The sequence below is a fragment of the Streptomyces sp. MK37H genome (assembly GCF_018035285.1).
GTDB classification, from domain to species: domain Bacteria; phylum Actinomycetota; class Actinomycetes; order Streptomycetales; family Streptomycetaceae; genus Streptomyces; species Streptomyces endocoffeicus.
This window is the reverse complement of the sequence record NZ_JAAAYH010000509.1, coordinates 1-6,009: the sequence shown is the minus strand read 5'-3', so window position 1 is coordinate 6,009 and position 6,009 is coordinate 1. Positions and strand designations below refer to the sequence as shown.

Genomic DNA, 6,009 nt, shown 5'->3' with positions numbered 1-6,009 from the left:
TGGGGTGCGCTCGCCCGGGTGCGCTTGCTCGAGCGGGCTCGCCGGGTGCGCTTCCTCGGACGGCTCGGCCGGAAGACATGGCAGCGCGGCGTGGGTTTCCACGCCGCGTACACCTATTCAGTAACCCGGCATTGATCGCCCGGTGCGCGGACTTGCCCGACACCGCCGGCGCGGCTGTCTTCACACTCCGACTGCTGGCCCGCCGCATCCAGCAGCTGACCGCCGAGGCGAAAGAACTCACCCGCCGGGTCAACCAGGCCATCCGAGCCCACCAGCCGCAGCTCCTGGAGATCGTCGGCGTCGGACCCGACAGCGCCGCTGCCCTGCTTATCGCCGCAGGCGACAACCCCGAACGGCTCGCCAACGAGGCAATCCTTCGCCGCTCTCCGCGGCGTCAGCCTCGTCGAGCAGTCCTCCGGAAAGACCCGGCCCCGACGGCTGAACCGCGGAGGTAACCGCCAGGCCAACGCCGCCCTCTACCGCATCGTCGTAATACGCATCCGCCGTGACGCACGCACTCGCGCCTATCTCGAACGACGCACGAAACAGGGTATGTCGAAACGCGAGATCATCCGCTGCCTCAAACGCTACGTCGCCCGCGAGATTTACCGTCAGATCCGATGGCCGACAGCCTCCCCGACTTCACCTGCGGCCACCTGACGCGACGTAGGAACATCCACACCGCAGCACCCACCACCAGGCCCACCAGCGCCGAGAAGCACAAGGCCCAGCGGCAGAAGAAGGCGCGCACGCCGCGCGAGGAACTGCGGGAGAGGTTCGCGGTGCGGTGGCGGGCGCGGCCGATGAGGAGGAGTTCTTCGACCGGCTCGCCGCGGCCGGTCTCCTCATCCGCCGGCGGGTCGCCCCTGCCATGACGGGGTCGCCCCTGCCATGACGGACTGGTGAGCGCACCGAGATCAATGCACAGCCGCGGACCGGGGAGACCGCGGTGGTGGTGTGATGCGCCTCACTATCTAGTTCATCATTCAATCTCTTGCAAGGAAATAGTTTCCTTGCAAGGTTGATTGATGTGAGTGTCCTTCCCGGGACGGGTTACCGCCCCGGCGCGACGTCCAAGGAGGCCGTGATGCCGGCATCCAAGAACCGATTGCAGGGACTGCTCGCATGGGCTGGCCGGCTCTTCGGCCGGCCAGCGGTCAGGCACACCAGGTGTGTGTCCCTGCCTGTACTAGAACAAGAGAGGGAACCCGTCATGTTCAACATCTCCAATGTCAAAGCCGCTCCCAGCCCGGACCTGCTGACCCCCGACAACTCGGTGATGCTGTTCGTCGACCACCAGCCGCAGATGTTTTTCGGGACCGGCAGTGGCGACCGCACCGCGATCGTCAACGCCACAGTCGGTCTGGCGAAGGCAGCCAAGACGTTCGACGTCCCGGTGGTCCTGACCACCGTGGCCGCCGAGTCGTTCTCCGGCCCGCTCCTGCCGCAGCTGGCCGGGGTCTTCCCGGGCCAGGAGATCATCGACCGCACCACGATGAACGCCTGGGAGGACAGTGCGGTCGTCGAGGCGATCAAGGCCACCGGCCGCAGGAAGATCATCATCTCCGGGCTGTGGACCGAGGTGTGCGTCGTGCTCCCGGTGCTGTCGGCGCTCGGACAGGGCTACGAGGTCTACGTGGTGGCCGACGCCTCCGGCGGCGTCACCCCGCAGGCTCACGAGCACGCCATCGAGCGGATGGTCAAGGCCGGTGCGGTGCCGGTGACCTGGATCCAGGTCCTGCTCGAGCTGCAGCGCGACTGGGCCCGTACCGAGACCTACGTCCCTGTCACGGAGCTCGTCAAGGAGCACGGCGGCGCCTACGGTCTCGGCCTCGTCTACGCCCAGGCCGTCATCGGCGCCCACGCCGCGGGCTGACCGCCGTCTGGGCCGCCGGCCCGAGGGTGACCGGCCTGGGGCCGCCGTCGGCCCCGGGCCGGAGACCCCGATGCGCACGACTCTCGGTGGTTCCCGCAGCACGGACGTCAGCTCGCGTTGCGGGGGCAACTCCACTCACCGCAGGTTGACGCCCAACTACCCACAAATAAGGGGCCGACACCGCGGACGAGATCTCCACGCAAGAGCAAGCCGGACGAACACGGCCGTGACTCAAGGAAACGACAGTGAACCTCAACCATCCGTCAGCCTCGCGCGCACCGGGCGGTCGCGAGCCGCTCTTGCCGGCTCTCATGACCGCGACAGCCGTGAGCGGTCTTATCGACGCGATCAGCTACGTGGGCCTGGGACATGTTTTCACCGCGAACATGACCGGCAACGTGGTCATCATCGGCTTCGCTGCCGCCGGTATACCCGGCTTCCCGCTGCTCGGCTCGTTGGTGTCGCTGGCCGCCTTCCTGGTCGGAGCAGCGGTCGCAGGCCGTCTGGCGACCGTGATGCGCCGCTGGGCATCACCAAGTTGGCTCCGCTGGATTCTGCTTCTCGAAATGTTTCTGTTGGCCACGGCTACAACCGTCGCCTTCGCCACCAGCCATGCGGTACACGCGCTCATCGCACTGACCGCTCTGGCCATGGGCCTGCGCAACGGGACGGTGCGCAAACTCGCCGTGCCGGATGTGACCACCACGGTGTTGACGCTCACGCTGACCGGACTGGCGTCCGACTCGACGCCGGCAGGCGGCACCAATCCGCGTGCCGGCCGCCGACTGGCCTCCGTACTGGCGATGCTGGCCGGTGCGCTTGGGGGAGCCCTGCTCGTACGTCACGTGGGACTGGGCTGGCCCTTGCTGGCCAGCACGTTCGGTACCGCTGTCGCTGTCCTGGCCGTGCCGCACAGAGTGTCCTCCACCTGACACGGCCCACCGTGAATTCCCCCACCCGCCGCGTTCGCCAGCGACCGCCTCATCCCTCACAAAGCCCCTCAGCACTCCCTCCTGACTGGAGATGATTTTCCATGGCCACCATGCCTGTGGCAGGTCTCGCCCCGACCAACTCCAAGCACGTCGCCGATATCGTGGTACGCAACGCCAAGATCTACACCGGTGACCCGGTGCGCTCGCAGGCCAGCGCCGTCGCCATCAAGGACGGCAAGGTCACCATGGTCGGCGACGACGCGGACGTCGCCCCGCTGATCAGCGCCCAGACCCGAGTGGTCGACGCGCTGGGCCGCCGAGTCATCCCCGGCCTCAATGACTCGCACCTGCACGTGATCCGCGGCGGTTTGAACTACGTGCTGGAACTGCGCTGGGACGGTGTCCCCACACTGCGCCAGGCACTGGCGATGCTGCGCGAGCAGGCCGCCCGTACCCCCAAGGGCCAGTGGGTCAGGGTTGTCGGCGGATGGTCGGCGGACCAGTTCGCCGAGAAGCGTCTGCCCACCCTCGCCGAGCTGAATGCGGCCGCACCGGACACCCCGGTGTTCGTGCTACACCTGTACCAGTCCGCCCTGATGAACCGCGCGGCGCTGAAGGCGGCCGGCTACACCAAGGCCACCCCCGACCCCAAGGGCGGTCAGATCGTGCGCGGCCGTGACGGGGAGCCCACCGGCATGCTCCTGGCCGCGCCCAGCGCCCTGATCCTGTACTCCACCCTCGCCGCAGCACCCACCCTGCAGGCAGAGGACCTCAAGACCTCCACCAGGCACTTCCTTCGCGAGCTGAACCGGTTCGGCCTCACGTCAGCGATCGACGCGGCCGGGGGATTCCAGAACTTCCCCGACAACTACGGAACCGTCATCGACCTGGCCAAGACCGGTCAGCTGTCGCTGCGCATCGCCTACCACCTTTTCCCGCAGACCCCGGGACAGGAAGTCGACGACCTGCAGCGCTGGATCGGCATGGTCCGGCCCGAAGACGGCGACGAATGGCTCCGGCTCAACGGCGCCGGAGAGAACCTGACTTGGTCGGCGGCCGACTTCGAGAACTTCACCGAGCCCCGGCCCGAGCTGGCCGCGGACTACGAGGTGGGCTTCGAGAAGGCCGTGCGGCTGCTGATGGAGAACGGCTGGGGCTTCCGCCTGCACGCCACCTACGACGAGACGATCCGCCGCGACCTCGCGGTCTTCGAGAAGCTCGCCGCCGAGGGCCTGTTCCCCGCGGGAAACCGCTGGCTCTTCGACCACGCGGAGACCGTCTCCCGCGACAGCCTGGACCGCATCGCCGCACTCGGCGGCGCCATGTCCGTCCAGAACCGGATGTCGTTCCAGGGTGAGGCATTCGTGCGCCGGTACGGCGCCGGAGCCGCCTCAGAGGCACCACCGGTACGCGCCATGCTGGAGCGCGGCCTGACCGTCGGCGCCGGCACGGACGCCACCCGGGTGTCCTCCTACAACCCGTGGGTCGCCTTGCACTGGCTGGTCTCCGGCCGAACCGTCGGCGATCTGACGATCTATCCGGCGCAGAACCGCGTCAGCCGGGAGACCGCCCTCACCATGTACACGCAGGCCGGCGCCAAGCTCACCGGTGAGCAGGATGTCAAGGGCATCCTCAAGCCCGGGTTCTACGGCGACCTCGCCATCCTCTCCGACGACTTCTTCACCGTCCCGGATCAGGACATACCACACATCGAGTCCCTTCTCACCGTCACCGGCGGCCGCATCGTCTGGGCCGCAGCCGAGTACGAGGGTCTGGAAGAGGCGATACCGGCGATCAGCCCGGCATGGAGCCCGGTCGCCCACTACGGGGGCTACCAGGCCACGGTCAAGCCCAGCATTTCGGGTGCTCGACAGGCCGAACTGATGAGTCAGGCCGTCGCCGAGTCCGAGCAGCACCGGCACTGGCGCGCCCAGCGCGGCTTCGCCCCGGAAGCGCCGACCGAGATCTTCGACACCTGCTTCGTGCTGTAACACAGCGAAACTCACCGCTACCGCACCATTTATCCGGGCAAGAGGAGAGTGTGATGGACATCGGATTGCTAGTCCTGCGACTGGCCATCGGCTTGCTGTTCGTCGGACATGGCGTCCAGAAGGTCAGCCACCGCCTCGGAGGTGAAGGGCTCGAGGGCGGAGCGGCAGAGTTCCGAGCGGACGGGTTCCGCGGCGGCCGGCTCACTGCGGCCGCCGCGGGCTCCGGGCAGATCGCGGCGGGTCTGCTGCTCGGCGCAGGAGCGCTCGCCCCCTTGGCGGCCACCATCGCAGGAGGAGTCATGACGGTCGCGGTCACTGTGAAGTGGCGCAAGGGGCTCTGGGTGCAGAACAACGGCTACGAGTATCCGCTCGTCCTGATGATGCTGCCGGCCACGCTGACGCTCACCGGACCCGGCCGCTGGTCAGTCGACCAAGCCGTCGGGCTGCTTCCCTGGGACCCATGGTGGACAGCCGCGGCCGTCGGCCTCGGCGTTTCCAGCGGGCTGGCGACCCGCGCCCTCCTCGGGCGTCCGGGCCTTATCACTGAGAGGTCAGGAACATCTGCGAAGCCACGGCGTTGAGACTGTAATGGAGAGCGAAACGAGGGGTCTGCAGAGCGTGATACCACCACCCCCGGCCGACAGTGGCGACGGCCGAAGTGCTGACCAGGGCGTGGATCGTGAACTGCTTGACTGGTGGAAGCTGGTGATGCAGGGCTTCCACGCAACACAAGAGTCCCTCGTGAGCGAGCTGGCCGAGCGCTTCGGCCTCGGCCGAGGCGTCGCCGGCGTACTGCTACGCCTGCTTGCTGCCTCCGAGTACCGGATGCCCATGACACGCCTGGCGCAGGAGGCAGGCATGTCCAGTGGCGGGTTCACCAAGCTTGCCGACCGGCTCTGCGTGGCCGGCCTGGCCCGACGTGTGGCGTGCGATGCCGACAGACGGGTCACCTACCTCGAGCTGACCGACCAGGGCGAGGACATGGCCCAGTCCATCTCCCAGGCAGTTGCACAGATCCTGCGCGCCCGAGTGCTTACCCCCCTCGGACGCGACGGATTCAGCAAGCTCGTGGAGGCTATGCGTCAACTGCGCGATGCCAACGACGATCTCGGGAAGTGAACTGCTGACTTATACTGTGGCAAGCGACTTGGACACCCTGCTCACCGCACTGTACGTGCAGATCGACGACGGCGGCGCCGTTGGCGCAGAT

Annotated in this window: 6 protein-coding genes and 1 pseudogene; all 7 read left to right on the top strand. The window is 67.5% G+C overall.

The features are described from left to right. The first annotated feature begins 318 nt into the window (after nucleotides 1–318). The 7 genes and pseudogenes from GWI24_RS45900 (at nucleotide 319) to GWI24_RS39225 (ending at nucleotide 5,918) form a co-directional block, all read left to right on the top strand. On the top strand, nucleotides 319–660 hold the full coding sequence (locus GWI24_RS45900; RefSeq protein WP_247617522.1) for a transposase: 342 nt from the start codon (nucleotides 319–321) through the stop codon (nucleotides 658–660). A 35-nt stretch (nucleotides 661–695) separates the two neighbouring features. Next, nucleotides 696–871: pseudogene (locus GWI24_RS39250) on the top strand (mobilization protein); the annotation flags it as partial. Between the two features lie 342 nt (nucleotides 872–1,213). Then, a complete protein-coding gene (locus GWI24_RS39245; protein ID WP_210950804.1) occupies nucleotides 1,214–1,876 on the top strand; it encodes a hydrolase in 663 nt (220 codons plus the stop codon). A gap of 245 nt (nucleotides 1,877–2,121) precedes the next feature. Next, nucleotides 2,122–2,808: a YoaK family protein gene (locus GWI24_RS39240; protein ID WP_308344246.1), complete on the top strand. Its 687-nt coding sequence runs from the start codon at nucleotides 2,122–2,124 to the stop codon at nucleotides 2,806–2,808. Nucleotides 2,809–2,909: 101 nt separating this feature from the next. Continuing rightward, entirely contained in the window at nucleotides 2,910–4,799 is a 1,890-nt protein-coding gene (locus GWI24_RS39235) for an amidohydrolase (protein ID WP_210950803.1), read from the top strand. Between the two features lie 53 nt (nucleotides 4,800–4,852). Beyond that, nucleotides 4,853–5,380 (top strand): DoxX family protein, encoded by a 528-nt coding sequence (locus GWI24_RS39230; RefSeq protein ID WP_210950802.1) that lies wholly within the window; start codon nucleotides 4,853–4,855, stop codon nucleotides 5,378–5,380. Between the two features lie 91 nt (nucleotides 5,381–5,471). Further along, nucleotides 5,472–5,918: a MarR family transcriptional regulator gene (locus tag GWI24_RS39225; RefSeq protein ID WP_308344245.1), complete on the top strand. Its 447-nt coding sequence runs from the start codon at nucleotides 5,472–5,474 to the stop codon at nucleotides 5,916–5,918. The last annotated feature ends 91 nt before the right edge of the window (nucleotides 5,919–6,009 follow it).

Excerpts from the sequence above, each read along its gene's own strand:
- GWI24_RS39245 (WP_210950804.1), top strand. The coding sequence starts at position 1,214 with ATGTTCAACATCTCCAATGTCAAAGCCGCTCCCAGCCCGGACCTGCTG.
- GWI24_RS39235 (WP_210950803.1), top strand. The coding sequence starts at position 2,910 with ATGGCCACCATGCCTGTGGCAGGTCTCGCCCCGACCAACTCCAAGCAC.
- GWI24_RS39230 (WP_210950802.1), top strand. The coding sequence starts at position 4,853 with ATGGACATCGGATTGCTAGTCCTGCGACTGGCCATCGGCTTGCTGTTC.